Raw genomic sequence first — 24359 nt, forward strand, 5'->3', positions numbered from 1 at the left:
GTGCTTACAGGAACCGTTATGCTGACGCTTGATTTTCTGTGCCCGCTGCCCAATGGCCTACACGCGCGCCCTGCCTGGGCGCTGAAAGAGCAATGCAGCGCGTGGCAAAGCGATATCCGCTTTATCAACCACCGCCTGAATACCCACGCTGATGCCAAAAGCTCGCTGGCGCTGGTGAGTACCGGCACGCTGTTTAACGACAGTTGTTCGCTCCAAATCAGCGGTAACGATGCCGAAGCGGCGCGGCGGGCGCTGGAAAGCTATCTCCAGCATCACTTTATCGACAGCGACAGCGAGCTGCCTGCGGCGGCGTCGCCGACCGCCCATCCCCTGCCCCGCTCGCTCTCACGGCTGCATCCGCATCTGCTGACAGGCAATATTCTGGCGACCGGCATCGGCTGCGGGGGCATTACCCTGTGGCGCAGCGACAGCCTGGACCGCTATCGCACCCTCCCTGCCAGCCCCGAAGACATGACCCGTCTGGAGTACGGTCTGGCAGAGCTGGCCGACAATCTCAATCAGCAGCTGCGGCTGCTCGGCGGCGAGAGCAAAACCATTCTCAGCGCGCATCTGTCACTGATCCAGGATGACGAGTTTGCCAGCAATATTCGCCGCATCATGCGTGATGAAAAACAGGGTCTGGCGGCGGCAATCGTCGACAATATGGAAGCCATCTGCGAAAAACTGCGGGCTTCCAGCAGCGATTATCTGCGCGAACGCGCCAGCGATATTCGCGATATTAGCGAGCGCCTGCTGCACATCGTCTGGCCGCAGTATCGCAATCAGGAAGTGCTGCGCCTGAGTCGGCCGTCGATTCTGGTCGCCGACGATCTCACCCCGAGCCAGTTCTTAAGCCTCGACCTGAGCCAGCTGAAAGGCATGATACTGGAGAAAACCGGCCCCACGTCGCACACGCTGATCCTCGCCCGCGCCGCCTCGGTGCCGGTGCTGAACGGGTTGAGCGTGGCCGACCTCAGCGCACTGGAACACACACCGGCAATCCTCGACGGACAGTGCGGCGTGCTGGTGCTGGAGCCGAATGAAGCGGTCCGCGGTTACTATGCACTGGCCCGCGAACTGGCCGATCAGCGCATCGCCTGTCAGACCCGCGATGCGGCCCAGACTGCATTCTCACGTGACGGGCAGCGGCTGGAAGTGGCGGCGAATATCGGCAGCGCGCTCGAAGCCCCCGCCGCGTTCAGCCACGGTGCGGAAGGCATCGGTCTGTTCCGCAGTGAAATGCTGTATATGGACCGGAGCGCACCGCCCGATGAACAGGAGCAGTTTGAAACCTACCAACAGGCGCTGCTGGCGGCAGGGGATAAACCGGTTATTTTCCGTACCATGGATATCGGCGGCGATAAACCGCTGAGCTACCTGAATATTCCGCAGGAAGAAAATCCGTTCCTCGGCTATCGCGCGGTGCGCATTTACCCGGAATTTGCCGGGTTGTTCCGCACGCAGCTTAGAGCGATTTTGCGTGCAGGCGCGGTGGGTCAGGCCCGGCTGATGATCCCGATGGTCCACAGCCTCGACCAGATCCTGTGGGTGAAGAACGAACTGCAGCAGGTCAAAGCCGAACTGCAGGCGGAAGGTGCGCGCTTTGCTGCGTCCCTGCCGCTGGGCATCATGGTGGAAGTCCCGTCTGTGTGCTACATCATTGATCACTTCTGCGACGAAGTGGATTTCTTCAGCGTCGGCTCCAATGACATGACCCAGTATTTATACGCCGTCGATCGCAATAACCCGCGCGTGTCGCCGCTGTACAATCCGGTCACCCCATCCTTTTTACGCATGCTGCGCCAAATTGTCACCGTTGCCCATCGGCATGGGAAATGGGTGGGGATCTGCGGTGAGCTGGGTGGCGAAACGCGTTATCTGCCGCTGCTGCTCGGCCTGGAACTGGACGAACTAAGTATGAGCGGGCCGCGCATTCCGGCGGTGAAAAGCCAGCTGCGCCAGCTCGACAGTCGTGCCTGTCGGGCGCTGGCCGACAAAGCCTGCGACTGCCGCAGCCCGGAAGAGATAGAAACCCTGCTGCGCACCTTTACCCCCGAAGAGGACGCACGCCCGCTGCTGGCGGTGGAGAACATTCTGTTCGTCGATAAGCCGTATCGCAAAGAGCAGGTTATTCAACTGCTGTGCGGCAACCTGGCGGTGAACGGGCGCACCGCGCATCCGCTCGAACTGGAAGAAGATATCTGGCAGCGGGAAGAAATCGTCACCACCGGGGTGGGCTTTGGGGTGGCAATCCCGCACACTAAATCGGCGTGGATCCACCACTCAAGTATCAGCCTGGCGCGGCTACCCGCGCAGATAGACTGGGAATCGGAAATGGGCGACGTGGAGCTGGTCATCATGCTCACCCTCGGCGAACACGAAGGGATTAACCATGTGAAGGTCTTCTCCCAGTTGGCGCGCAAGCTGGTGAACAAAACCTTCCGCCAGTCGCTGCTGGCAGCCACCGATCCCGAAGCGCTGCACCAACTGCTCAATGCTGAGCTGAGCCTGTAACCTTACTGAAAACGTGCCCGATACTCCCCCGGCGTCAGGCCAAACTGACGCCGGAACACCCGGCTAAAGTAATCACCATCGGGAAAGCCACAGCGCAGCGCCACATCGCCAATCGACAGCGGTGACTTCTGTAAAATCATCCGCGCCTTCGCCATCCTCACCCAGCGTAAATACTCGACAAAACTCATCGTGCCCTGCTGGCTGAACAGCCGCGACAGATGGTTCGGCGTGATATTGAAAAATCCCGCCACGTCTTCGCGGGTCAGCGGTTGCGCATAGTTATCCTGGATCCAGTTGCACATGCTTTGATAGAGAAACTGCGGCCGGGTCGGGGTAGCATCCGCGCGGGTCGTTACGCTTTTGCGGCACAGATGCAGAAAGCTGAGCATCAGCGGCTGAATGATCTGCTGATCCTGCGGAGAACGGCTGAGCAGCGTCAAGGCGGTGAGCATTGCCTCCCCTTCTCCGCGCTGCTGATGGGCGATTTCAATCTTGCGCAGCGGGCCTGGCGTGCCGCCGCTCCGGCAGTCATAAAACGCCATCCCGGTCCACGCGGGGGCAAAAACCATGCTCAGCACCATCGCCGACCGGGTGAACAGGGGCAAATTGGCGGCCCGCGGTGGAATAAATAGCATCTCGCCCTGGGTCAACGTCCACTGCGCCTGCTCCAGCTTATTGCCATATTCACCGCGTAATACCACTTCAAGGCGCGGCAAATCCAGACACAGGCTACCCGCTGGCGGGGTTTTCGGCGCGCTGGCAAACCACACGCGACCAAGCTGCTGGGGATTGAGCACCAACCCGCTGAGCAGGTCGGCAAAAAAACGCTGATCGGCAGGAAGTTGAGTGATCGGCATCGTCAGGCCCTGAACGGAGAAAACCGTCAGTGTAGCCTGTTAGAGGGGGAAGTGTACGCCCGGCACATCACGTACCGGGCATCGCAGTTACGCTTTGAGGAATGCCAGCAGATCTTCGTTGATCTGCTGTTTGTGGGTGGTGCAAATCCCGTGAGAGCCGCCCGGATACACCTTCAGCTCGCTGTGCGGCAGAACCTCAGCGGCCACTTTGCCGCAGGTCTCGAACGGGACAATCTGATCATCGTCGCCATGAATGACTAACGTCGGGATGGTCATTCGCGCTAAATCCTCCCGCAGGTCCGTTTCCGAAAACGCCTTAATACAGTCATAAAGCGATTTGATTGAGCCCTGTAAGCCCTGTGCAACGAAACCAGCGCGAACCACTTCCGAGATGTTTGCCCCTGCGCGGTTGTAGCCGTAAAACGCCATCGTCAGCTCGTGGAAGAATGCCCCACGGTCTTTCACCACGCCCTCGCGGATGCTGTCAAACACCTCGATCGGCACGCCGTTCGGATTAAAATCGGTTTTCACCATGATTGGCGTCACCGCGCTAATCAACACCGCCTTTGCCACCCGGCTGGTGCCGTGGCGGCCAATATACCGCGCCACTTCGCCCCCGCCGGTGGAGTGCCCGACATGTACCGCATCTTTCAAATCCAGATGTGCCGTCAGCTCGGCGAGATCGTCCGCATATTGATCCATATTATTGCCGTCCCAGGTCTGGGACGAACGGCCATGGCCGCGTCGGTCATGAGCAATCACCCGATATCCCTTCGAGCCGAGAAACAGCATCTGGTCTTCAAACGCATCAGCCGTCAATGGCCAGCCGTGGCTGAACACAATTGGCTGTCCGCTGCCCCAGTCTTTGAAATAGAGCGTGCTGCCATCTTTTAGGGTCAATTTGTCGTAACCGCTCATGGAATCTCCTGTTTCTTGAAAAATGCTGACGCCGGAAGGCGCAGCGGTGCTTATCAAGGATATGCCAGATTTGAAATCCATCACGTTTATCGAACATATTTTATTCGAATCGATAAATATTCAGGATATTTGACGGCCGTCGCAAAGTGTTAATAAACGTCCCGGAGCGTATTTACAACCCCCGCTATGTTACCAGTATCATGTTACCGGTATCAGTGATAAATGCAGGGATTTAGCCAGGCTATCACTACCCATTAGCTGTCACCCTACAGAGGATATTAAGATGACAGAAGTTACGAACGCATTGGGAGCCGGTACGCTGCTCGGCATCGCTGCAGGGGCCGTCGCCCTGCTGCTGGTCTTGATCATGCGCTTCAAAGTGCATGCCTTTTTAGCCTTAACCCTGGTCAGCATCGTGGTGGCGCTGCTGACAAAAGTACCTTTCGATAAAGTGGTTCCGACCTTGCTCACGGGTTTTGGCGGTACGCTGGCGGGCGTGGCGCTGCTGGTCGGTCTGGGGGCAATGATTGGCCGCCTGCTGGAAGTTTCCGGTGGCGCAAAAGTGCTGGCCGATACGCTGATTGGTAAATTTGGCGCACATCGCGCGCCGTTTGCACTCGGTGTCGCCTCCCTGCTGTTCGGCTTCCCGATTTTCTTCGACGCCGGTCTGGTGGTGATGCTGCCGATTATCTTTAGCGTCGCGAAGCAGTTTGGCGGCTCGACGCTGAAATACGCCTTCCCGGCGGCAGGTGCCTTTGCGGTCATGCATGCGCTGGTTCCGCCCCATCCGGGCCCGGTTGCGGCGGCTGAACTGCTCGGGGCCAACATCGGTCTGCTGGTGATTGTCGGCCTGATTATCGCCCTGCCAACCTGGTATCTCGGCGCGTACCTGTACGGCCAATATGCGGGCAAGAAATTCGACATCAAACTGCCTTCCTCTTTCCTTGGCACCGTTGAAGCCGATGCCAACCACAAGCCGCCGTCATTCGGTATGGTGCTGACCATTCTGCTGATGCCGCTGGTACTGATTTTCCTCGAAACGGGACTCAATACCGCGGTAGTGCTGGGCTGGGTGGCGAAAGATGACGTAGTGGTGAATTTCCTGCGTATGCTCGGCAAAACCCCGGTAGCGCTGCTGATCACCGTGTTCTTTGCGCTGGCCGTTTTCAGCCGTCAGCACAGCCTTAAGCATCTGGAAAAAATCTGCGACGGCGCATTAGGTCCGATCTGCGGCATCATTCTGGTGACTGGCGCAGGTGGTATGTTCGGCGGTGTTCTGCGTGCCAGCGGTATTGGTGATGCCCTGGCAGGCGTGCTGTCAGACACCGGGATGCCGGTTATTGTCGCCGCCTTCGTGATTTCCACGGCGCTGCGCGTGGCGCAAGGTTCCGCGACCGTGGCCCTGACGACCACCGCCGCGCTGGTCGCGCCGATGGTGCAGGCCACCACCGGTATCAGCCAGCTTGACCTGTGCTTTATCGTGATCGCTATCGCCGGTGGCGCTACGGTGCTGTCCCACGTTAACGACTCTGGTTTCTGGCTGGTAGGTCGCTTCCTCGAAATGGATGAGAAGACCACCCTGAAAACCTGGACGGTGATGGAAACACTGCTCGGCGGCCTGGCCTTCCTGTTCGCGCTGATTGGCAGCCTAATCTTCTAATGTGAGCTGAATCACTTCAAAGATCCGACCACAGTCAGTATGATGGTCAGACCCTAAACCCTCGTCCTGTACGACGAGGGTTTTCTTTTGGAAACAAGCAACTGGATTTCAACCTGGAAAACACGGAGTCAACAATGACCAGACCCGCCATCATCATTAATGAGTTCGATGCCGAACGCATTGACCGCCTGCTGGAACAGCCAGAGTGGGCCACCTCACCGGTTGCCGCTGCGCTGAATGACGAACTGGATCGGGCGCAGATGTGCTCCCCACAGGAGATGCCGCACAACGTTGTCAGCATGAACAGCCAGGTCCGTTTCCGCGATTTGAGTACCGACGAAGAGCGCGTGCGCACCCTGGTGTTCCCGGCAAAAATGACCGATAGCGCGACCCAGCTTTCGGTGCTGGCTCCGGTCGGTGCTGCTCTGCTTGGCCTTCGCGTCGGGGACACCATTCACTGGAAGCTGCCGAACGGCACCGAAGCGCATTTAGAAGTGCTTGAACTGCTGTACCAGCCTGAAGCTGCGGGTGAATTTCACCGCTAAACGCGTCTGACACGTCTTGTTCAGAGGATGTCCCCCACATCCTCTTTCCGTTTGCCTGCCCACAAAACTTTACCCTCCCTCACCGCCCGAAGATGATATTTGCGACGTGAATGACACAAATTTCTCGCCGAAAATGGTTATATAAAACCATACAAAGAAGGAGGGAAAAAATATGTACAACACCATTATTATGCCGGTTGATGTCTTTGAAATGGCGCTAAGCGACAAGGCCGTACGTCATGCGGAGTTTCTCGCCCAACAGAATGGCATCATCCACCTTTTGCACGTCCTGCCAGGCTCTGCCAGCCTGACCATGACCCGTTTTGCAGCCGACCTGCGCCGCTTTGAAGAACATCTGTACAGTGAAGCGGAAGCGCGCCTGAAAACCATGGTTGAGCATTTCACTCTCGACCCTTCCCGAATCAAAATCCATGTCGTGATGGGCAGCGTGCGCGACGCGGTGAATGAGCTTGCCGAAGAGTTGAACGCAGACGTGGTAGTGATTGGCTCGCGCAATCCGTCAATTGCCACGCACCTGCTCGGCTCCAATGCCTCGAGCGTTATCCGTCACGCGCATGTGCCGGTGCTGGTGGTTCGCTAAAAAAAAAGAGGCTACCGAAAGGTAGCCTCTTCACATTGCAGGTGTCGTCTTACTTTTTTGTATTATGCAGTCTTGGTGCGAATCAGGTAATCAAACGAACTCAGGGAAGCTTTAGCGCCTTCGCCGGTTGCGATAATAATTTGTTTGTACGGCACGGTGGTGCAGTCGCCCGCCGCAAACACACCCTTCATGCTGGTTTCGCATTTGGCATCAATGATGATTTCGCCCATGCGGTTGCGCTCAATCGCGCCTTCCAGCCAGGTGGTGTTCGGCAGCAGACCAATCTGGACGAAAATGCCGGACAGGGCCACGTGGTGTGCATCCCCGCTGACGCGGTCGCGATACTCAAGTCCGGTCACTTTGCTGCCGTCGCCTTTCACTTCAGTAGTCTGCGCGTTAAGAATGATGTCAACGTTCTTCAGGCTGCGCACTTTATCCTGCAGGACCTGGTCGGCTTTCATTTCCGGGGCAAATTCCAGCAGGGTCACGTGCTCGACGATACCCGCCAGGTCAATGGCCGCTTCCACACCGGAGTTACCGCCGCCAATCACCGCCACGCGTTTGCCTTTAAACAGGGGGCCATCACAGTGTGGGCAATAGGTCACCCCTTTGGTGCGATACTGATCCTCGCCCGGGACGTTCATATTGCGCCATTTCGCACCGGTGGCAATGATCACGCTACGCGCTTTCAGCACCGCGCCGGAGGCTGTTTCAATCTGATGCAGCCCGCCCTCGACTGCCGCAGGCGTCAGCTTGCTGGCACTCTGGGAATCAATTACGTCAACGTCATAGTCGGAAACGTGCTGCTTCAGCGCCCCCGCCAGTTTCTGGCCTTCGGTTTTAGGAACCGAGATGTAGTTTTCGATGTCCACGGTATCGAGAACCTGACCACCAAAACGTTCGCCCATCAGGCCAGTACGAATGCCTTTGCGTGCGGAATAGACCGCCGCCGCCGCGCCCGCCGGGCCAGAGCCGACAATCAGCACGTCATACACATCGCGTTTATTCAGCTCTTCGGCTGCACGTTTTTCTGCGCCGGTGTCCACTTTGGCCACGATTTCCGTCAGCGTCATGCGACCCTGACCAAACTCCTGACCGTTAACAAAGACCGCCGGAACGCCCATCACGTTGCGATCGGTGATTTCGTTCTGGAACACGCCGCCGTCGATCGCGGTATGTTTGATGCGCGGATTGAGAACCGCCATCAGGTTCAGCGCCTGCACTACGTCCGGGCAGTTGTGGCAGGAGAGCGAGTAATAGGTTTCGAATTCAAAATCGCCGTCGATATCGCGAATTTGCTCCAGCAACGACTGCGCTTCTTTCGACGGATGACCGCCGGTCCACAGCAGCGCCAGCACCAGAGAGGTAAATTCATGGCCCAGCGGAGAGCCCGCAAAGCGCGGTCCCTGGTTGGAGCCTGGATTAGTAATCAAAAATGACGGCTTGCGCACCGCCAGGGTGTTGTCTTCTTTAAAGCTCACCTGCGGTGAAAGTTCGGCGATTTCCGCCAGCAGTTCCTTGATTTCTGCCGATTTAGCGCTGTCGTCCAGCGTGGCAATCAACTCAACAGGTTTCGTCAGTTTCTCAAGGTAGGCCTTGAGCTGGGTTTTCATGTTAGTGTCGAGCATCGTTGTTCCCTCTCTTAAAACATCATCATGCGAGCGGCCTTGTGCGGGCAGCTTGCATCATGGTGTTTGGATTGAAACGGGTGCATAACGGCACCCGTTTCGAAGAATTAATTTCCACGTATTTCGCGTCACAAAAAGGCGGCTAGCTTGTGAACCCCCGGGAGCTTACAAACAGTAAGTGACCGGGGTGAACAAGTGACGCCAACGCATCTGTGGCGTGAAAGACACCGGAAATTTTAGATTTTGCCGACCAGATCCAGGGATGGAGCCAGCGTCGCGTCGCCTTCTTTCCACTTAGCCGGGCACACTTCGCCTGGGTGGGAAGCCACGTACTGAGCCGCTTTCACTTTACGCAGCAGGTCAGACGCGTCACGGCCAATGCCTTCAGCAGTCACTTCGATAGCCTGGATGATGCCCTGTGGGTCAACGATGAAGGTGCCGCGGTCGGCCAGACCTTCGTCTTCACGCATGTTTTCGAAGTTACGGGTCAGAGCGCCAGTTGGGTCGCCGATCATCGCATATTTGATTTTTGCGATGGTTTCGGAACTGCTGTGCCACGCTTTGTGGGTGAAGTGGGTATCGGTAGAAACGGAGTAAATATCCACGCCCAGTTTCTGGAACTCTTCGTAATGGTCAGCCACGTCACCCAGTTCGGTCGGGCAGACGAAAGTAAAGTCAGCCGGATAGAAGAAGAACACGCTCCAGCGACCTTCGGTGTCTTTCTCAGTGACTTCTACGAATTCGCCGTTTTTGAAAGCCTGGTTTTTGAACGGTTTGATTTTAGTGTTAATTAAAGACATCTGTACTTCCTCCGTGTTTTCGTTGAGAGCTAAGGTAACCAACTTTCACTCATCGGGCTAATGCGTTTCCTTTATCAAATCAATAAGCGCTGACTAACAAACTTATCGGCAGCACCTGAACGTAAAAAGGCCACCTTTTCAGGTGGCCCCGTTACCTGAAAAAGCCCTGGGAGGGTATTCAGTGCCAGCAAGCTGGCTGTGCGTTGCGCTCTATAAAACCTTGATAAAGGTCGTATTAGCGAGCCGATTAGAGCATTCAGGTTTTGTAAGCGCAATTGCACACGCCTCAGGTCTTCTCTATGGTTGTGATAGGCTGAACCATTCACCTGCGGCCATAAACTTATTTTACAAGGAGTTACCATGCGCAAACTCACCCTGCTTTTGACGTTATTACCGATGCTGGCCAATGCCGAAGAGCTGCCTGCCCCGGTAAAAGCGATAGAGAAACAAGGCATTACCATCATCAAATCCTTCGATGCGCCGGGCGGAATGAAAGGTTATCTCGGCAAATATCAGGATATGGGCGTCACTATTTACGTAACGCCGGATGGCAAGCATGCCATTTCGGGTTATATGTACGATGAAAAAGGGGCGAATGTCAGCGAGCAGATGATTCAAAAGGATATCTATGCGCCAGCGGGCCGTGAGCTGTGGTCGCAAATGGAAAAAGCGCACTGGATCCTCGACGGTAAAAAATCGGCACCGCGCGTGATTTACGTCTTTGCCGACCCGTTCTGCCCGTACTGCAAACAGTTCTGGCAGCAGGCACGGCCTTGGGTTGAGTCGGGCAAAGTACAGCTTCGCACGCTGATGGTTGGGGTCATCAGACCGGAGAGTCCAGCCACGGCGGCGGCCATTTTGGCCAGCAAGGATCCAGCGAAAACCTGGCATGATTACGAACAATCGGGCGGTAAATTAACGTTAAATGTTCCGGCATCTGTTCCTCCGGCGCAGATGGAAATATTAAACACCAACCAGAAACTTATGGATTCATTAGGTGCAAATGCAACACCGGCAATATATTATCTCAACGCGGATAATGAGCTGCAGCAAGTGGTCGGTTTGCCCGACGCCGATAATTTCAAAGCGATGATGGGCGACAAATAATACGCAGGGGCAAGGCAGACCATCTCAATTCGCCTTGCCCAATCTTTTTTACCCAATGATTTAACGAGCCATTCCCAATCAGTTATATTCAATTTATATATATTGACCTCTAATAAATAATCACCATGAATATTTATGATATGACAATTTAGTTTACTTATATCCGTAATTTATATATTTTTTATTTATACCCTGAAAGGAATAATCAAGGCTAAAACAATGTCGATCTACAAACTCCTGCTGGAACAATCGGTTCTGGAAGCGAGTACCGAACGCATTACATGGACACTCAATAATTTTGAACGGGTTTGCGTTTCGTTTTCCGGCGGCAAAGATTCCACCGTTATGCTGCATTTAACCGGAGTGTTAGCCCGCAAATACCATAAAAAGTTCAGCGTATTATTTATCGACTGGGAAGCACAATTCAGCAGTACCATCGATCATTGTGAAAAAATGCGTGTCGAATATGCCGATGTCATTGAGACGTTTTATTGGGTTGCCCTCCCGCTGACTACGCCCAATGCCCTTACCCAGTTCACTCCAGAATGGCGCTGCTGGGAATCCGGCACGCCCTGGGTGCGCCAACCACCAGAAGATGCCATTACCGATCCGGCATTCTTTTCTTTTTATCAGCAGGGTATGTCTTTTGAGCAATTCGTTCGCGATTTTGCCGAATGGTTCTCAAACAAACGCCCCGCGGCGGTGACCATTGGTATCCGCGCGGATGAGTCTTACACCCGTTTCCTGACCGTCGCCTCCCAGCGCAAACAGCGTTTTGCTGATGATATGCCCTGGACCAGCATGGCCCCACGCGGTCACACCTGGTACATCTACCCGCTTTACGACTGGAAAACGGCGGATATCTGGACCTGGTTTTCGCGTAGCGGCCTCGGCTTTAACCCGCTGTATAACATGATGTATCAGGCCGGTGTCCCGCTGCGCTACATGCGAATTTGCGAACCGTTTGGCCCGGAACAGCGCCAGGGGTTGTGGCTCTATCACGTACTCGAGCCCGAACGGTGGGCCACGATGTGCGCCCGCGTCAGTGGCGCACATTGCGGCGGGATTTATGCCGGGCATGATAATCACTTCTACGGGCATCGTAAGCTGGTGAAACCCGACGGTTACAGCTGGAAATCCTACGCGCTGTTTCTGCTGGAAACCATGCCGCCCCAGACCGCCACGCATTACAGCAATAAAATCGCGGTCTATCTCCGCTGGTATCAAAAACAGGGTATGGAGGATATCCCTGATACGCAAGAGAGCGACACCGGGTCGAAAGACATTCCCTCGTGGCGGCGTATCTGTAAGGTTCTGTTAAATAACGATTACTGGTGTCGGATGCTGTCGTTTAGCCCGACAAAATCACAACACTATCAGCGCTACAACCAACGGATGGCGAAAAAGCGCCAGGAATGGGGGATTTTATGCAACAACAAATGATCGAACAGATGAGCGCCTGGCTTACGACTCTGCCGGAAGCGGAACGCATTGAAGCTATTAACAGGTTCAGACTCGCCCTGCATCGCGAGAGTCCCTTTAAGGATCAGCCCGTCGACTGCGTGCTGTGGGTCAAACACGACCAGATTGCGCCGAACGATTACAACCCCAACAACGTCGCGCCGCCAGAGAAAAAGCTGCTATTGAAGTCGCTGGAAAGCGATGGGTTTACCCAGCCAATCGTGGTACATGAGCAAAAACAGCAGCAGTATGAGATTGTCGACGGGTTCCATCGCCATCTTCTGGCGAAATCTAAAAGCAGCTTGAAAAAGACGCTGAAGGGATACGTGCCGGTCAGCGTTCTGCAATGTGGCAGCGATGAAGTATCCGGGCGTATGGCCTCAACTATTCGCCACAACCGCGCCAGAGGCCGTCATCAAATCAACGCCATGTCAGAGATTGTGCGCGAGCTAAGCCAGCTCGGCTGGACCGATGAGAAAATGGGGGTGGAGTTAGGGATGGATAGCGATGAAGTCCTGCGCCTGCGGCAAATTAACGGCCTGCTGGATATGTTCAGCGACCGTCAATTCTCCCAGGCCTGGACGGTGAAATAACTACAGTTTGCACAGCCTTTCAGCGGCGGCTAACAGCGTCGATTCCTGCTTCGCAAAGCATAAACGAATCAGCTTATGCGGGAACGGATCGGCGCAGAATACCGACAGCGGAATGGCTGCCACGCCCACTTCTTTCGTCAGCCACTGGCAGAAACTGACATCGTCCATATCGGAAATGGCGCTGTAGTCGGCCAGCAGGAAATAAGTACCTTCGCAGGGCAGGATTTCCAGCCGACTGCTACTAAGCGCGTCGATAAACAGGTCGCGACGCGCGCGGTAAAAGTCCGGTAACTCACGATAATGCTGCGGCTCGTTGCGCAGCATATCCGCCAGCGCAAGCTGCGCCGGGGTATTAACGGCAAAGGTCAGATACTGATGCACTTTACGCAGTTCGACGCTGATTTCCGCCGGAGCCACGCAATAGCCGACTTTCCATCCGGTCATATGGAAAGTTTTGCCAAATGACGACACTGCTACCGCGCGCTCGCGTAGTTCAGGGTGTGCCAGAACGCTGGCATGTCCATCGGCGGCGAAAGAGATGTGCTCATACACTTCATCGCTCAGCACATAAATTTCGTGCCCGGCAATCGCCTGCCACAGCGCTGCGAAATCACTTTTCTGCCACACTGTCGCCGACGGGTTATGCGGCGTATTGAGAATCACCAACCGGGTCTTCGCACTCAGCAGTTGCGCAAACGCGAGCCAGTCGACGCGAAAATGCGGCGGTTGCAGAGCGATACGCTTCAGCACGCCGCCCGAAAGCGCCACCGCGGGCGCATAGCTGTCATAGCTCGGGTCAAAACAGATAACTTCATCACCTTCGCGCACCAGGGCAGTGATCGCCGCATACAGTGCTTCCGTCGCCCCCGCCGTCACGGTGATGTCGGTATTGGCATCCGGCGCGTGGCCGTACAGCTCCGCCGTTTTCGCGGCGATCGCTTCCCGTAATGCCGGGACACCGGTCATCGGCGCATACTGATTGGCACCCTGTGCAACATGATGCGCCAGACGTTGCTGTAAATAACGTGGACCGTCAAAATCCGGAAATCCTTGCGACAGGTTAATCGCCTGGAACTCCTGCGCCAACGCGCTCATCTGCGTAAAGATCGTGGTGCCAAGATTAGGGAGTTTGCTTTGCGGAATCAGACGGTTGTTGCTCATGATCGTTTTACCCGAATGTAATGCGGTTGTTGCTGCCACTATAACACGATGTTAGTATTTGGCAATCAAGACGCTTAGACGTCTAAACGATAACGATATTCCTGTCGGAGAATGGTAAATGACCGTACACCCGCAACTTAACGCCCTCCTCGAGGCCTGTCACTGGATAGGCATTAAAGGCTGGGCTCCCGCGACTGGCGGCAACATGTCCATACGGGAAGACGACCGCTGGTGCTGGCTGAGTGAATCCGGTAAGGATAAAGGCAGTCTGACCCATGCCGATTTTTTACAGGTTGAGATAGCCACCAATCAGGCACCGTCCGGGCGCAGACCCTCTGCCGAAACGGGCCTCCACACGCTGATCTATCGCCTGTTCCCCGCAGCTGGAGCGGTGCTGCACGTCCACACGGCGAACGCCACCGTGCTGTCTCGGATTGAAAAATCGAACGAACTGGTTTTGCATGGCTATGAGATGCAAAAATCATTGCGCGGGCAGAGCAGCCATCTCGACAGCGTTGCCATACCGGTATTCGACAACGACCAGGATATTGACGGCCTCGCCCGCCGCATTGAACACTACGGGACAGAACGCCCGCTCAGCTATGGCTTTTTACTGCGCGGCCACGGCCTGACCTGCTGGGGACGCGACGTGGCGGAAGCCCGCCGCCATCTGGAAGGGCTGGAATTTTTATTTGAATGCGAACTGCGCTTACGCCAACTGGAGAAACCATGATCCGCGCCATTGTGACCGACATTGAAGGCACTACCAGCGATATTCGCTTCGTCCACAACGTGTTGTTTCCCTATGCGCGTGAGCGTCTGGCGGCGTTTATCACCGCCCAACAGTTTGCCGACCCGGTCAAATCAATTCTGGATAATCTGCGGGAGGAAATTGCCCAGCCGAACGCCAGCCCCGCCGAGCTCACTCAAACGCTGTTCACCTTTATGGATGAGGACCGCAAATCTACCGCCCTGAAAGCGCTGCAGGGGTTAATCTGGCGCGACGGCTACGTCAATGGGGATTTCACCGGCCATCTCTACCCGGATGTATTGCCAGCACTCGAAAAGTGGAAGTCAGAAGGCATTGATCTGTATGTATATTCCTCCGGCTCGGTTGCGGCGCAAAAACTGTTATTTGGCTACAGCGACGAAGGTGATATTACTCATCTGTTCAGCGGATACTTTGACACCCACGTGGGTGCCAAGCGCGAGGTGCCGTCGTACCAGACCATCGCTAAACAGATTGGCCACTCTGCCGGACATATCCTGTTCCTCTCCGATATTCATCAGGAGCTGGACGCCGCCGAGCAGGCCGGGTTTCGTACCGTGCAGTTAATTCGTGGCGACGGCGATACGGCCAGTCACCATCATCAGGTTCCTCGTTTCGATAAAATTCATCCGGAGCAGATCCCCTCATGAGCGCCCTGACTATTTTCTCTGATACCCACGCCAGCGAACCGACCTGGCACAGCACCGACGGCCACGAAATTCAGCGACAGCTGAACGGCAAAGGGGTGCGCTTCGAACGCTGGCAGGCCGACCGGGATCTGGGCGTCAATCCCACCGCGGAAACGGTGATTAACGCCTATCAGCACGCGATCGACAAACTGGTGCAGGAAAAAGGCTATCAGAGCTGGGATGTGATCAGCCTGCGCGCCGACAACCCGCAGAAGGACGCTCTGCGCGAGAAATTCCTTAACGAGCATACTCACGGTGAAGATGAAGTGCGTTTCTTCGTGGAAGGTGCGGGGTTATTTTGCCTGCATATCGGCAATGAGGTGTATCAGGTGCTGTGCGAGAAAAACGATCTGATTTCGGTGCCCGCCGGTACGCCACACTGGTTTGATATGGGCTCGGAACCGAACTTCACTGCCATCCGCATCTTCGATAATCCCGAGGGCTGGATTGCGCAGTTTACCGGGAGTGAGATTGCGGCGGGATATCCGAAGCTGGCTTAAGGTCTGCCTTTCAGGCTAACCCTCTCTCTCGGGAGAGGGCATCATACAATACGTTTCCCCAACGCTAACGAACGCACCACAGCCGCTGGCTCCATCCCAACCAACCGCGCCAAATGCACAAACTCGACCACGTCCAGCCGACGTTCGCCGCTTTCGACTTTGGCGATAAATGACTGCGGCTTGCCCAACGCTTCGGCGACCTGTGCCTGCGTGATCCCGTTTTCCTTTCGCGCTTTCTTGAGCGCATTGATGACACGCTGATATTCATCTGAGTAGACCGAGGCCATAAGTTCGATTCCGTTCAATTATCCTGAAATCGAATATCCTCTCGTTGTGTTTTTATCCCAAAACGGGATAATTGAATACATAACAACCCCAATTAAGGAGAACATGATGCCCCATCAGAACTGGCACAATGCCGATATCATCGCCGCACTGAAGAAGCGTGGAACCAGCCTGGCCGCCTTGTCTCGCGAGGTTGGGCTATCGTCGTCAACGCTAGCAAATGCACTCTCACGTCCATGGCCTAAAGGAGAATCGATTATTGCTCAGGCGCTGAATACTTCCCCAGAAAGGATCTGGCCAAACCGATACGTTGATAAAGACGGAAATTCCATCACTCGCAAGATAAGAGTCGCTCGAGAGGACAAATCCCCTACGACTTGATCCGTTTATCGTCTCGCCCGGCGGCACTGCGTTTGCACGGGCCTACACAACCCAGTGTCAAATTTGGCACCGGGTTGTGGAACCTGCCGAACATCGAGTGGACGGAACGATTTCACCGTCACTACCCTCTCAACCCCTTCGCATACGCCACCAGCTGATCCAGCACTCTTCCCCATCCTTCGTGGAAGCCCATCTGCTCATGCTGCTGCCGGATCTCTGCGGTCGCATGGCGGGCAATCGCGGTGTAGCGGGTTTGCCCCTCGCCCACGTCTTCCAACAACAAAATAGCGGTCATAAAGGGCTTTTCAGCAGGTTTCCAGCCTTCGGTGTAGCCATCGGTAAACACCAGTTTTTTACCAGGATCGATCTCCAGATAAACGCCCTGATTGCGCATCTGTTGTCCATCGACCTCGAACACGGTGTTAAACCGGCCACCAACCCGCAGGTCGAGGTCGCAGTCAGTCACTTTGTGCGGGGCAGGAATAAAGAAATTTTTGATGTGCTGCGGCGTGGTCCAGCAGGTCCAGAGCAGGTCGCGCGGCGCATTCACCACGCGTTCCAGTTTGAGGTCGGTATTGGGGTCAAGCGTCATGATATTGTCCTCTTTAAAGGTATCCCCTTAAAGATAGTCGGACTCAGGAAAACCTCCCCGCCGCCACGTCTTCCGGGGTAACCACGCCGGTATCCAAAACCCAGCCGCTGATAAGCGCTGCGGGGGTGACGTCGAACGCCGGGTTGTAGACTTGCGCATCTTCTGGTGCCCACTGCACGGCACCAAAACTGCCCGCAACGCCAGTGACTTCGGCAGCCGCACGCTGTTCAATCGGGATCGCCTCCCCGTTTGGGCAGTTCGGGTCGAGAGTGGTTTGCGGGGCGGCAACGTAGAACGGAATACCGTGGAATTTTGCCAGCACCGCCAGGGAATAGGTGCCGATTTTATTGGCTACGTCGCCGTTGGCAGCGATGCGGTCAGCCCCGACCCATACGGCATCCACCTGCCCTTTCGCCATTAGGCTCGCCGCCATCGAATCGGTGATCAGCTGGTACGGCACGCCAAGCTCGCCGAGCTCCCAAGCGGTGAGTCGCCCGCCCTGCAACAGCGGACGCGTTTCATCCACCCAGACGTTAGCGACGTTACCCTGCCGATGGGCAAAATTGATCACCCCAAGCGCGGTGCCCACCCCCGCCGTCGCCAGCCCGCCAGTATTGCAGTGGGTCAGCAGACGGCTGCCAGGTTTCACCAGTTGGCTCCCCGCCAGGGCAATGCGCTCGCACAGCTGTTTATCTTCTTCGATCAGGCGCAAGGCTTCCGCCACCAGCGCGGGCACGAGGTTTTCCTGCGCTAACGCCAGCTTCATCCGGTCGAGGTTATTCATCAGGTTCACCGCCGTCGGGCGCGAGGCACGCAGCGTTGTCAGTGCAGCCAACAGTTCGTCGCGGTTCAGACCCCGCTCCGCCAGCAGCGCTAACAGCAGGCTGGCTGACAGACCAATCAGCGGCGCACCGCGCACCCGCAGGGCGTGAATATGGCCCACCAGCGCCTCGACGCTATTGGCATCCAGCCAGCGTGATGCCTGCGGCAGCGCCTGCTGATCCAGAATAAACAGCTGATTGTCCCGCACTCGCAGGCTGGTGGTCTGTAATGTCTGCATATCGTTAAATCCCTGTTGCGTTGTTGTGTCACATTGTGTCAGGATGAAGTCCAGATGTATAGACGTCTGAATGGCTTTATTTCTGGCTATCTGATCAAGAGAACATGAGGATCGAGGCAATGTCGCAATACCATACCTTCACAGCCCACGATGCAGTGGCCTATGCGCAGCAATTTGGCGGGCTTGCAGACCCGTCCGAGCTGATTTCGGCGCAGGAGGTCGGCGACGGCAACCTTAACCTGGTGTTTAAAATTTTCGATGCGCACGGCGTGAGCCGCGTTATCGTCAAACAGGCCCTACCCTATGTGCGCTGCGTGGGCGAATCCTGGCCCTTAACGCTGGATCGCGCCCGTCTCGAAGCGCAAACCCTGGTGGAGCATTACCAGCACGCCCCGGAACACACGGTCAAAATCCACCATTTCGACCCGAAGCTGGCAGTGATGGTGATGGAAGATTTGTCTGACCACCGCATCTGGCGCGGGGAGCTGATTCAGGGCGTTTATTATCCACAGGCCGCGCAACAGCTCGGGCATTACCTGGCGCAGACGCTGTTTCACACCAGTGATTTTTACCTGCATCCGCAGCAGAAAAAGGCCCAGGTGGCGAATTTCATCAACCCGGAAATGTGCGAAATTACGGAAGACTTGTTCTTTAACGACCCGTACCAGGTACACGAGCGTAATAATTATCCGGCAGAACTCGATGCCGACGTGGCCGCCCTGCGCGATGACGTTCAGCTCAAACTGGCGGTCGCCTCGCTGAAGCACCGTTTCTTCTCGCAGGCCGAAGCCCTTTTGCACGGAGACATTCACAGCGGGTCGATTTTTGTGGCAGATGGCAGCCTGAAGGCGATCGACGCGGAGTTTGGCTACTTCGGCCCCATCGGCTTTGATGTCGGCACCGCGATCGGCAATCTGTTGCTGAACTACTGCGGCCTGCCGGGCCAGTTAGGCATTCGCGATGCCGCCGCCGGACGCGAGCAGCGTCTGGCCGATATTCAGGAACTGTGGAACACCTTTGCCGAGCGTTTCCAGGCGCTGGCGACGGAAAAATCCTGCGATGCGGCGCTCGCTTTCCCAGGTTATGCCAGCGAATTCCTGAAAAAAGTGTGGCACGATGCGGTCGGTTTCTGCGGCACGGAGCTGATTCGCCGCAGCGTGGGTCTGTCGCACGTGGCGGATATCGACACCATTAAAGATGACGCCATGCGCCACGCATGTTTGCGCCATGCGATTGCGTTGGGCCGGGCACTGATTGTGCTGGCAGACAAAATTGACGGCGTGGATGCGTTGATTGCCCGGGTTCGCCAGTACAGCTGAGCCTGAGACCCTCGCCTGCGGCGAGGGTTTTACTTATCCCAGATATTCAATCACCGACAGCCCGCCGTTGTAATCGGTGCTGTAGATAATCCCCTGCGCATCGACGAACACATCACACGACTGAATAATCCGTGGGCGGCCAGGCCGGGTGTCCATCATTCGCTGCGGCGCGGCAGGCACCAGCGCCCCGGTTTCCACCGGGCGATACGGATTAGTAATGTCGTAGGCACGCACGCCCGCATTCTGATAAGTCGCAAAAATCAGGGTCGAACTGACAAAGCTGCCCGGCCGGTTCTCATGCAGATTGTGCGGCCCAAAATGTGCGCCTTTCGCCACGTAGTCCGTTTCATCGGGCTGCGGGAAGGTGGCAATGCTGACCGGGTTCGACGGTTCGCGAATATCAAACAGCCATATCAGCTTCTCGCCGTCTGCCTGATTATCGAGCACCGCTTCGTCCAGCACCACCAGCAGGTCGCGGTCCGGCAACGGCAGGGCGGTATGCGTCCCACCACCGAACGGCGGACTCCAGTTGCGATGGGCAATCAGCTTCGGTGCGGTGCGGTCTTTAACGTCGAGAATCGTTAACCCGCCGTCGCGCCAGCTACCGTAGGCGGTATCCCCGGCGATAATCGCATGATGCAGCGCATAGCGTTTACCCTCGGGCCAGTCGGGCGTTTCTCCTGCCGCCTGATTCATGCCAGGCAGCCACCAGCGCCCCGCCACTTCCGGCCTGCGCGGGTCGGCTAAATCAATGGTCAGGAAGATGTAATCGCGAAAGCCCTCAATCAGGGCCGAGACGTACGCCCAACGCCCACCGACATACCAGATGCGGTGAATGCCGATCCCGTTGAGTGACAGGAAGCTGATTTCACGCGGCTTATCCGGAGTGGAAATATCAAACACCCGCAGCCCGGCGCTCCAGCCCTGGTCCAGCACGTCGCTGACCGTTTCGCCGACGGAACGGGTGTAATACACCTTTTCATCGGCAAAGCGCGCGTCAGCGAACAGGTCGCGGGCGTTGATCACCAACAGCAGATCGTCATGGGCCTGCAAATGCACATTCCAGGTGCCCGGCGGCGCAGGAATATACGCCACCGTTTTCGGGTTTTTCGGGTCGCGCACGTCAACCACGGAAAACCCTTGCGACACCATATGTCCGATATACGCATAACCGCGATGGACCATCAGCTGCACACCATCCGGTCTGCCGCCCTGGTCGCTGTGCCCGATCAGCCGCATATTGCGGCTGTAGTCAGGCGTCGGCCAGGCACTCATTTGGCTTTCGCTTCAAGGGTGGCGAACCACGGGGCGATAAAATCTTCGGTCTGGCCCCAGCCTGGGATGATTTTGCCGAGGCTCGCCACGTTCACCGCACCCGGTTGCGCCGCCAGCAGCGCCTGCGGGATCGCCGCGGCTTTGAAATCATAGGTGGCAGGCGTCGGTTCCCCGGCGATTTTATTCGCTATCAGGCGCACGTTGGTGGCACCGATCAGTTTTGGATCCACCGCCACGCTGACTTTCCACGGGCTGCCCGCTTCGCGCATCAGCTGTAAATCCTGGTTGGAAACGTCGATGCTGTAGAGTTTGATTTCGGTCCGACCATTCTCTTTCAGCGCCTTATATGCGCCCTGGCTGAACGCATCCCAGGTGCCCCAGATAGCGTCGATTTTGCCTTTCGGGTATTTCGCCAGCACCGCGCCGACTTTGTTGGCAGTATCACCCTGCACGTCGGAAGAGACCGCGCCAATGGATTCCAGCTCATTGATGCCCGGATTCTGTTTCAGCAACGTTTTGTAAGCCGCTTCACGACGCTCCATTGGAGGGAAACCGGCTACCCACAGTTTGATAATGTTGGCTTTGCCGTTGAAATCCTTCACCAGCTGGCCGAACGAGAGATCGGTCAGTGAAGCGTCATCCTGCTGGGTGACGGTCACGCCGGGGATGTCCCCGTTAACGGCGGTATCAAACACCGCCACTTTGATGCCCGCCTCCACGGCTTTTTTCACCAGCGCGGTGGAGTACGGGTCGCGCCCCTGGGACAGGATGATGCCGTCATATTTCTGGCCGATCGCCTGATTGACGAAATCCTGGAATTTGGCGTCGTCACCGTTGCTCAAAAAGGTGCTGACCTTAAAGCCGAGCTTCTTGCCTTCCTGAATCGCCCCGGAAACGAACTGGGTGGTGTTGTCGTCCGAGCCGAGGTTACGAATAATCGCAATGCGGATCGGGCCGCTGTGGTTGGCGATCGCCGCTGGAACCGGCGTCGGGGTTTCTGCAAAGGCACTAACGGCGTTGAGTAAGCCCAGTGCGATAAGCGACAGCGTGATTTTTTTCATTATGTTGACCCTGAATGGTGTGTTGAGTGTTGTTATGTCTGACTCATCGTTATGTTCGGCGCTGAAAATAGGTCAGCGCCAGCGCGCCAGCCAGCACCAGACCTTTGATAATGTCCATCGCGTAGTACGGGACCGACAGCATCACCAGCCCGTTCGATAGCACGCCCAGAATCACCGCGCCGATCAGCGTGCCCAGCGCGTTAGGCTTGCCGGAACCGGCGAGCGAGAAGCCAATCCACGCCGCCGCCACCGCATCCATCAGATACCCACTGCCCGCGTTAACCTGCGAGGAACCAATACGCGAAGCCAGCAGAATGCCGCCCAGCCCGGCGAGCAGCGAGGCAATCACATACGCTGCCACTTTGTAACGGGTGGTGCGCAGGCCGGACAGGCGCGCGGCCTCCGGATTGCCGCCGATGGCATACATCCGCCGACCGTGGGTAGTGAGCGACAGCGCCAGCTGCGCCACCACGGTGACCACCAGCATGATGATGACAATCGTCGGCACCTGCCCGAGCAGGCCAAACGCCGCCGGAATGGTGCCCTCCGCCATCTCCCCGCTCGGCAGGACCATGTTTTCAGTAATTGAACCGCCGAAGCTGTAGGTCGCCGCCACGCCCTGCACCACGAACAGGCTGGCAAGGGTCGCGAGCATGTCGGGGATGCGCAAAATGACAATCAAAAATGCGTTAAACAGCCCGACCAGGGTACACAGCAGTAGCGTGACCACGATGGCTTCAGTCGTGCCAAAGCCATGCCAGACGAACAGGGAAATCACCAGCGCGTTGGCCAGTGAGGCGGTTGATCCGACCGACAGATCGAACCCGCCGACGGTCAATGAAATCGACACGCCAATCGCAATGACCGTCACGATGGCAATGGATCGCAGAATGTTGATGATGTTGAACGGGTCGAGGAAGTTATCCGAGGCGAGGCCAAAAATCACCACCAGCGCCACCACGGTCAGCAGCATGCCCCACTTATAGAGAAAATCGAAAAACTGCTGACGGCCCGATGCCGTCGCCTTAACTGTCAGGGCCTTGCTCACGACGCCGTTCCTCCGGTGGAGTAATAAAGTAGGGTTTCTTCACGGGCGTCAGCGCCCGCCACTTCTGCCACAATGCGCCCGTCCCACAGGACACAGATGCGGTCACACAGCCCGACCAGCTCGGCAAATTCGCCAGACGCATAAATCACGCCTTTGCCTTCCCGCGCCAGGCCATCAATCAGGTTAAACAGGTCGGTTTTGGCTTTGACGTCGACCCCTTTGGTCGGCTCGTCAAAAATCAGCACGCTGGCGTTACCGCGCAACCATTTACCGATCGCCACTTTCTGTTGATTGCCGCCGGACAGACGACGCAGCGTTTGCCCTGGGCCGGTGGTGCGGATGCCAACCCGGGCAATCACCTCTTCTGCCCAGCGCCACGCCTGACGATGACCGAACAGGCTCCAGCGCGAGAAGCTTTTATCTGCGCCAACGGCCAGATTCATGCCGATGGATTCGTCGATGAAAATCCCCTCTTTACGCCGCTCCTCCGGCACCAGCGCCAGCCCGCGGGAAACAGAATCCGCCGGGTCACGCGGTCGCCACGGCTGGCCGTTCAGCTCGGCGCGGTCGACCCGGCTTTTACTGGCGGCAAACAGCGCTTTGCACAGTTCGGTTTTCCCGGCTCCCGCCAACCCGGCGATACCGAGGATCTCGCCTTTGCGCAGCCGCAACGAGATGTCCCGCAGCAAATGCAGGTCGTGCAGGCCCTCAACCTGTAACACCACCTCATCGCTATGGGGTTCCCGGCGCGGTGGGAAAATGTCGGTCAGTTCGTGGCCGAGCATTTTCTCAACGATCTGCTCGCCGCTCAGTCGCGCCATCGGGCCGCTTTCGATTAAGCGACCGTCGCGCAGCACTGTCAGGGTGTCGCAAATCGCTTTTAATTCGTGAATACGGTGAGAGATAAATACCACCCCGATCCCCTGCTGTTGCAGACGTTTGACTACCGCAAACAGGCGTTCGCTTTCGTGGCTATCGAGCGGGGCCGTGGGTTCATCGAGGATCAGAAAACGGCAGCGGTGCGACAGCGCCCGCGCCAGCAAAATTTGCTGTTTTTCTGCCAGCGAACAACTGTCGATTGAACGCTTAACGTCGAGATCCACGTCGAGTTGCGCCAATGCTGTTTTGGCATGCTGGCGCACCTGCCGCCAGCTGAAGCGATATCCCGGCTGGGCCAGATGGTCGAGCAGGATGTTTTCGGCGATCGACAACCCCGGCACCAGCGCCACATCGACTTCCTGCTGCACCAAATGGATGCCGAGCTGTTTGGCATCGCGCGGTGAACGGATGCTGACCACTTCATCGTTAATGACGATTTCGCCTTCGTAATGGTCATAGGTGCCGCACAGCACCGCCATCAGCGTCGATTTTCCTGCGCCGTTGGCCCCGGTCAGCGCATGCACCGATCCGCCTGTGAGCGTGAACGCCACCTGCGTTAAGGCCTTAAAACCGGAGAAGGCCAGGCTGATACCACGCATCTCAAGGCGATTGGCTACCATTCGCTGCATACCCTTATCGTTAATCGTCTGATTCGT

Annotated in this window: 24 protein-coding genes; 12 read left to right on the forward strand and 12 right to left on the reverse strand. The window is 56.5% G+C overall.

The window, feature by feature from the left end; genetic code table 11:
- Positions 1-18 precede the first annotated feature (18 nt).
- Positions 19-2514 (forward strand): phosphoenolpyruvate--protein phosphotransferase, encoded by a 2496-nt coding sequence (ptsP, locus tag SIK69_RS02265; protein ID WP_319785305.1) that lies wholly within the window; start codon positions 19-21, stop codon positions 2512-2514.
- Positions 2515-2516: 2 nt separating this feature from the next.
- Here ptsP and SIK69_RS02270 read toward each other — a convergent pair whose 3' ends face one another.
- The gene (locus tag SIK69_RS02270; protein WP_319626929.1) at positions 2517-3371 is read right to left on the reverse strand and encodes a helix-turn-helix domain-containing protein; all 855 of its coding nucleotides are present in this window, start codon (positions 3369-3371) and stop codon (positions 2517-2519) included.
- A gap of 87 nt (positions 3372-3458) precedes the next feature.
- Positions 3459-4289 (reverse strand): alpha/beta fold hydrolase, encoded by an 831-nt coding sequence (locus SIK69_RS02275; protein WP_319626928.1) that lies wholly within the window; start codon positions 4287-4289, stop codon positions 3459-3461.
- Between the two features lie 283 nt (positions 4290-4572).
- Here SIK69_RS02275 and SIK69_RS02280 point away from each other — a divergent pair, with 283 nt between their 5' ends.
- The 3 genes from SIK69_RS02280 (at position 4573) to uspG (ending at position 7095) form a co-directional block, all read left to right on the forward strand.
- Positions 4573-5949 carry a GntP family permease gene (locus SIK69_RS02280; protein ID WP_319626927.1) on the forward strand — a complete coding sequence of 459 codons (1377 nt, stop codon included), beginning with the start codon at positions 4573-4575 and terminating at the stop codon, positions 5947-5949.
- Between the two features lie 134 nt (positions 5950-6083).
- The gene (gene rnk, locus SIK69_RS02285) at positions 6084-6494 is read left to right on the forward strand and encodes a nucleoside diphosphate kinase regulator (RefSeq protein ID WP_319626926.1); all 411 of its coding nucleotides are present in this window, start codon (positions 6084-6086) and stop codon (positions 6492-6494) included.
- Between the two features lie 172 nt (positions 6495-6666).
- Positions 6667-7095 carry a universal stress protein UspG gene (gene uspG / locus SIK69_RS02290; RefSeq protein ID WP_319626925.1) on the forward strand — a complete coding sequence of 143 codons (429 nt, stop codon included), beginning with the start codon at positions 6667-6669 and terminating at the stop codon, positions 7093-7095.
- A gap of 62 nt (positions 7096-7157) precedes the next feature.
- Here uspG and ahpF read toward each other — a convergent pair whose 3' ends face one another.
- Positions 7158-8723 (reverse strand): alkyl hydroperoxide reductase subunit F, encoded by a 1566-nt coding sequence (ahpF, locus tag SIK69_RS02295; RefSeq protein WP_319785306.1) that lies wholly within the window; start codon positions 8721-8723, stop codon positions 7158-7160.
- Positions 8724-8959: 236 nt separating this feature from the next.
- On the reverse strand, positions 8960-9523 hold the full coding sequence (gene ahpC / locus SIK69_RS02300) for an alkyl hydroperoxide reductase subunit C (RefSeq protein WP_319626923.1): 564 nt from the start codon (positions 9521-9523) through the stop codon (positions 8960-8962).
- A gap of 360 nt (positions 9524-9883) precedes the next feature.
- Between ahpC and dsbG the strand changes: the two genes are divergently transcribed.
- The 3 genes from dsbG to SIK69_RS02315 all read left to right on the forward strand — a co-directional run bounded on the left by dsbG (position 9884) and on the right by SIK69_RS02315 (position 12684).
- Positions 9884-10630 (forward strand): thiol:disulfide interchange protein DsbG, encoded by a 747-nt coding sequence (gene dsbG / locus SIK69_RS02305; RefSeq protein WP_319785307.1) that lies wholly within the window; start codon positions 9884-9886, stop codon positions 10628-10630.
- A 219-nt stretch (positions 10631-10849) separates the two neighbouring features.
- Positions 10850-12073 (forward strand): phosphoadenosine phosphosulfate reductase, encoded by a 1224-nt coding sequence (locus SIK69_RS02310; RefSeq protein ID WP_319626921.1) that lies wholly within the window; start codon positions 10850-10852, stop codon positions 12071-12073.
- A complete protein-coding gene (locus SIK69_RS02315; protein ID WP_319626920.1) occupies positions 12058-12684 on the forward strand; it encodes an IbrB-like domain-containing protein in 627 nt (208 codons plus the stop codon). The genes SIK69_RS02310 and SIK69_RS02315 overlap by 16 nt, the downstream gene beginning before the upstream one ends.
- Here the strand turns inward: SIK69_RS02315 and SIK69_RS02320 are convergent, their stop codons facing one another.
- A complete protein-coding gene (locus SIK69_RS02320) occupies positions 12685-13845 on the reverse strand; it encodes a pyridoxal phosphate-dependent aminotransferase (RefSeq protein ID WP_319626919.1) in 1161 nt (386 codons plus the stop codon).
- 118 nt (positions 13846-13963) lie between these two features.
- Between SIK69_RS02320 and SIK69_RS02325 the strand changes: the two genes are divergently transcribed.
- From SIK69_RS02325 to SIK69_RS02335, 3 genes are read left to right on the forward strand one after another with little or no spacing between them, the layout of a single operon-like run.
- Positions 13964-14578, forward strand: a complete 615-nt coding sequence (locus SIK69_RS02325; RefSeq protein ID WP_319785308.1) for a methylthioribulose 1-phosphate dehydratase — start codon at positions 13964-13966, stop codon at positions 14576-14578.
- Positions 14575-15264: an acireductone synthase gene (gene mtnC / locus SIK69_RS02330; protein ID WP_319626917.1), complete on the forward strand. Its 690-nt coding sequence runs from the start codon at positions 14575-14577 to the stop codon at positions 15262-15264. Before SIK69_RS02325 ends, mtnC begins: the two co-directional genes overlap by 4 nt.
- The gene (locus tag SIK69_RS02335) at positions 15261-15803 is read left to right on the forward strand and encodes a 1,2-dihydroxy-3-keto-5-methylthiopentene dioxygenase (RefSeq protein WP_319626916.1); all 543 of its coding nucleotides are present in this window, start codon (positions 15261-15263) and stop codon (positions 15801-15803) included. The genes mtnC and SIK69_RS02335 overlap by 4 nt, the downstream gene beginning before the upstream one ends.
- Before the next feature lie 41 nt (positions 15804-15844).
- Here SIK69_RS02335 and SIK69_RS02340 read toward each other — a convergent pair whose 3' ends face one another.
- Complete coding sequence (locus tag SIK69_RS02340; RefSeq protein ID WP_319626915.1) at positions 15845-16090, reverse strand: helix-turn-helix domain-containing protein; 246 nt, start codon at positions 16088-16090, stop codon at positions 15845-15847.
- Between the two features lie 106 nt (positions 16091-16196).
- Between SIK69_RS02340 and SIK69_RS02345 the strand changes: the two genes are divergently transcribed.
- On the forward strand, positions 16197-16469 hold the full coding sequence (locus SIK69_RS02345; protein WP_319626979.1) for a helix-turn-helix domain-containing protein: 273 nt from the start codon (positions 16197-16199) through the stop codon (positions 16467-16469).
- 121 nt (positions 16470-16590) lie between these two features.
- Here the strand turns inward: SIK69_RS02345 and SIK69_RS02350 are convergent, their stop codons facing one another.
- On the reverse strand, positions 16591-17061 hold the full coding sequence (locus tag SIK69_RS02350) for an SRPBCC family protein (protein ID WP_319785309.1): 471 nt from the start codon (positions 17059-17061) through the stop codon (positions 16591-16593).
- A gap of 43 nt (positions 17062-17104) precedes the next feature.
- A complete protein-coding gene (gene mtnA / locus SIK69_RS02355) occupies positions 17105-18121 on the reverse strand; it encodes an S-methyl-5-thioribose-1-phosphate isomerase (RefSeq protein WP_319785310.1) in 1017 nt (338 codons plus the stop codon).
- A 119-nt stretch (positions 18122-18240) separates the two neighbouring features.
- Here mtnA and mtnK point away from each other — a divergent pair, with 119 nt between their 5' ends.
- On the forward strand, positions 18241-19440 hold the full coding sequence (gene mtnK / locus SIK69_RS02360; protein ID WP_319626912.1) for an S-methyl-5-thioribose kinase: 1200 nt from the start codon (positions 18241-18243) through the stop codon (positions 19438-19440).
- Positions 19441-19473: 33 nt separating this feature from the next.
- On the opposite strand, the gene SIK69_RS02365 is transcribed toward mtnK, so the two are convergent.
- From SIK69_RS02365 to SIK69_RS02380, 4 genes are read right to left on the reverse strand one after another with little or no spacing between them, the layout of a single operon-like run.
- Complete coding sequence (locus SIK69_RS02365; protein ID WP_319626911.1) at positions 19474-20715, reverse strand: LVIVD repeat-containing protein; 1242 nt, start codon at positions 20713-20715, stop codon at positions 19474-19476.
- Positions 20712-21776 carry a sugar ABC transporter substrate-binding protein gene (locus SIK69_RS02370; protein ID WP_319626910.1) on the reverse strand — a complete coding sequence of 355 codons (1065 nt, stop codon included), beginning with the start codon at positions 21774-21776 and terminating at the stop codon, positions 20712-20714. The genes SIK69_RS02365 and SIK69_RS02370 overlap by 4 nt, the downstream gene beginning before the upstream one ends.
- Before the next feature lie 49 nt (positions 21777-21825).
- Positions 21826-22824 (reverse strand): ABC transporter permease, encoded by a 999-nt coding sequence (locus SIK69_RS02375; RefSeq protein ID WP_319626909.1) that lies wholly within the window; start codon positions 22822-22824, stop codon positions 21826-21828.
- Positions 22821-24323, reverse strand: a complete 1503-nt coding sequence (locus tag SIK69_RS02380) for a sugar ABC transporter ATP-binding protein (protein ID WP_319785491.1) — start codon at positions 24321-24323, stop codon at positions 22821-22823. The genes SIK69_RS02375 and SIK69_RS02380 overlap by 4 nt, the downstream gene beginning before the upstream one ends.
- Positions 24324-24359 lie beyond the last annotated feature (36 nt).

Origin of the sequence: Scandinavium lactucae (assembly GCF_033843265.1) — a bacterium.
GTDB lineage: Bacteria > Pseudomonadota > Gammaproteobacteria > Enterobacterales > Enterobacteriaceae > Scandinavium > Scandinavium lactucae.

Bases quoted from the DNA above. Each gene is read 5' to 3' on its own strand.
- ptsP (WP_319785305.1), top strand. From the start codon at position 19: ATGCTGACGCTTGATTTTCTGTGCCCGCTGCCCAATGGCCTACACGCG.
- SIK69_RS02270 (WP_319626929.1), bottom strand. From the start codon at position 3,371: ATGCCGATCACTCAACTTCCTGCCGATCAGCGTTTTTTTGCCGACCTG.
- SIK69_RS02275 (WP_319626928.1), bottom strand. From the start codon at position 4,289: ATGAGCGGTTACGACAAATTGACCCTAAAAGATGGCAGCACGCTCTAT.
- SIK69_RS02280 (WP_319626927.1), top strand. From the start codon at position 4,573: ATGACAGAAGTTACGAACGCATTGGGAGCCGGTACGCTGCTCGGCATC.
- rnk (WP_319626926.1), top strand. From the start codon at position 6,084: ATGACCAGACCCGCCATCATCATTAATGAGTTCGATGCCGAACGCATT.
- uspG (WP_319626925.1), top strand. From the start codon at position 6,667: ATGTACAACACCATTATTATGCCGGTTGATGTCTTTGAAATGGCGCTA.
- ahpF (WP_319785306.1), bottom strand. From the start codon at position 8,723: ATGCTCGACACTAACATGAAAACCCAGCTCAAGGCCTACCTTGAGAAA.
- ahpC (WP_319626923.1), bottom strand. From the start codon at position 9,523: ATGTCTTTAATTAACACTAAAATCAAACCGTTCAAAAACCAGGCTTTC.
- dsbG (WP_319785307.1), top strand. From the start codon at position 9,884: ATGCGCAAACTCACCCTGCTTTTGACGTTATTACCGATGCTGGCCAAT.
- SIK69_RS02310 (WP_319626921.1), top strand. From the start codon at position 10,850: ATGTCGATCTACAAACTCCTGCTGGAACAATCGGTTCTGGAAGCGAGT.
- SIK69_RS02315 (WP_319626920.1), top strand. From the start codon at position 12,058: ATGCAACAACAAATGATCGAACAGATGAGCGCCTGGCTTACGACTCTG.
- SIK69_RS02320 (WP_319626919.1), bottom strand. From the start codon at position 13,845: ATGAGCAACAACCGTCTGATTCCGCAAAGCAAACTCCCTAATCTTGGC.
- SIK69_RS02325 (WP_319785308.1), top strand. From the start codon at position 13,964: ATGACCGTACACCCGCAACTTAACGCCCTCCTCGAGGCCTGTCACTGG.
- mtnC (WP_319626917.1), top strand. From the start codon at position 14,575: ATGATCCGCGCCATTGTGACCGACATTGAAGGCACTACCAGCGATATT.
- SIK69_RS02335 (WP_319626916.1), top strand. From the start codon at position 15,261: ATGAGCGCCCTGACTATTTTCTCTGATACCCACGCCAGCGAACCGACC.
- SIK69_RS02340 (WP_319626915.1), bottom strand. From the start codon at position 16,090: ATGGCCTCGGTCTACTCAGATGAATATCAGCGTGTCATCAATGCGCTC.
- SIK69_RS02345 (WP_319626979.1), top strand. From the start codon at position 16,197: ATGCCCCATCAGAACTGGCACAATGCCGATATCATCGCCGCACTGAAG.
- SIK69_RS02350 (WP_319785309.1), bottom strand. From the start codon at position 17,061: ATGACGCTTGACCCCAATACCGACCTCAAACTGGAACGCGTGGTGAAT.
- mtnA (WP_319785310.1), bottom strand. From the start codon at position 18,121: ATGCAGACATTACAGACCACCAGCCTGCGAGTGCGGGACAATCAGCTG.
- mtnK (WP_319626912.1), top strand. From the start codon at position 18,241: ATGTCGCAATACCATACCTTCACAGCCCACGATGCAGTGGCCTATGCG.
- SIK69_RS02365 (WP_319626911.1), bottom strand. From the start codon at position 20,715: ATGAGTGCCTGGCCGACGCCTGACTACAGCCGCAATATGCGGCTGATC.
- SIK69_RS02370 (WP_319626910.1), bottom strand. From the start codon at position 21,776: ATGAAAAAAATCACGCTGTCGCTTATCGCACTGGGCTTACTCAACGCC.
- SIK69_RS02380 (WP_319785491.1), bottom strand. From the start codon at position 24,323: ATGGTAGCCAATCGCCTTGAGATGCGTGGTATCAGCCTGGCCTTCTCC.